This is a genomic window from Paenibacillus sp. 01T422 (assembly GCF_056398785.1).
In genome coordinates this window covers 1-1,256 of sequence record NZ_JBFTQB010001300.1, presented here as the reverse complement: position 1 = coordinate 1,256, position 1,256 = coordinate 1, and the positions used below count along the sequence as shown (strand labels likewise).

Here is a 1,256-nt window from a genome sequence, read left to right as displayed (position 1 = left end):
TTTTCAAGGCGCAAACCACGCTTTGACTGTTTGGTGATGATGGCGGAGGGGACCCACGCGTTCCCATCTCGAACACGACCGTTAAGCCCTCCAGCGTCGATGGTACTTGAACCGCAGGGTTCTGGGAGAGTAGAACGTTGCCAAGCAGTGCCCCTTGTGGGTGTTTTTTCAACCCTACTAGAGCGGTTACCAATATTGGCCCTTAGCTCAGCTGGTTAGAGCGCACCCCTGATAAGGGTGAGGTCGGTGGTTCGAGTCCACTAGGGCCAACCAATTATTTTCATTATCGTAGGGGGCCATAGCTCAGCTGGGAGAGCGCCTGCCTTGCAAGCAGGAGGTCAGCGGTTCGATCCCGCTTGGCTCCACCATATTCCCTGATAGCTCAGTTGGTAGAGCACTCGACTGTTAATCGAGTTGTCACAGGTTCGAGTCCTGTTCGGGGAGTCCTAACCCATAAATACTAGGAGAAGTGTCCGAGCTGGCCGAAGGAGCACGATTGGAAATCGTGTAGGCGTCACAAGCGTCTCGAGGGTTCGAATCCCTCCTTCTCCGTTTCTTATAAAATAGACATTATGGYGGCGTAGCTCAGCTGGCTAGAGCGTACGGTTCATACCCGTAAGGTCGGGGGTTCGAGCCCCTCTGCCGCTACCATAAAACCAATCCAGATGGAGGCTTAGCTCAGCTGGGAGAGCATCTGCCTTACAAGCAGAGGGTCGGCGGTTCGATCCCGTCAGCCTCCACCACTTTACCTCAAAAAGTGAAGTGTTTCCAAGTTGGAGTTTCCGATTACTTTTCGGGGGTCCCGGAATTATATGCCGTTGTAGCTCAACTGGTAGAGCAACTGACTTGTAATCAGTAGGTTGGGGGTTCAAGTCCTCTCGACGGCACCATTCATTTGGTGCAACTTGAATTGTCATGGAGCCGTGGTGTAGAGGCCTAACATGCCTGCCTGTCACGCAGGAGACCGCGGGTTCGAATCCCGTCGGCTCCGCCATTCATGTTTTTCAATGAATGGGACAAACTAAAAGAAGTACGTACATAAGGCTCGGTAGCTCAGTCGGTAGAGCAGAGGACTGAAAATCCTCGTGTCGGCGGTTCGATTCCGTCCCGAGCCATTGAGATGGTTGTGCTGCTACAAAGCAGCACGGTTATCTCGCAATCTGGAGGCTTAGTGAAGTGGCTAAACACGGCAGACTGTAAATCTGCTCTCTCCGAGTTCGGTGGTTCGAATCCATCAGCCTCCATTTCCCTAAGAG

10 tRNA genes and 1 rRNA gene are annotated in these 1,256 nt (G+C 52.7%); all 11 read left to right on the top strand.

The features are described 5' to 3' along the window. The first annotated feature begins 29 nt into the window (after positions 1-29). The 11 genes from rrf to AC1DUA_RS38180 all read left to right on the top strand — a co-directional run bounded on the left by rrf (position 30) and on the right by AC1DUA_RS38180 (position 1,244). A 5S ribosomal RNA gene (rrf, locus tag AC1DUA_RS38230) occupies positions 30-146 on the top strand. A gap of 50 nt (positions 147-196) precedes the next feature. Beyond that, positions 197-273: transfer RNA gene (locus AC1DUA_RS38225), tRNA-Ile, on the top strand. 19 nt (positions 274-292) lie between these two features. Continuing rightward, positions 293-368, top strand: a tRNA-Ala gene (locus AC1DUA_RS38220). A 3-nt stretch (positions 369-371) separates the two neighbouring features. Then, positions 372-444: transfer RNA gene (locus tag AC1DUA_RS38215), tRNA-Asn, on the top strand. A 19-nt stretch (positions 445-463) separates the two neighbouring features. Next, positions 464-552, top strand: a tRNA-Ser gene (locus AC1DUA_RS38210). Positions 553-574: 22 nt separating this feature from the next. After that, a tRNA-Met gene (locus AC1DUA_RS38205) sits at positions 575-651 on the top strand. 16 nt (positions 652-667) lie between these two features. After that, positions 668-743 (top strand) — tRNA-Val (locus AC1DUA_RS38200). A 71-nt stretch (positions 744-814) separates the two neighbouring features. Then, positions 815-890 (top strand) — tRNA-Thr (locus AC1DUA_RS38195). Between the two features lie 27 nt (positions 891-917). After that, positions 918-994: transfer RNA gene (locus tag AC1DUA_RS38190), tRNA-Asp, on the top strand. 48 nt (positions 995-1,042) lie between these two features. Next, a tRNA-Phe gene (locus AC1DUA_RS38185) sits at positions 1,043-1,115 on the top strand. 47 nt (positions 1,116-1,162) lie between these two features. Next, positions 1,163-1,244, top strand: a tRNA-Tyr gene (locus AC1DUA_RS38180). Positions 1,245-1,256: the final 12 nt, after the last annotated feature.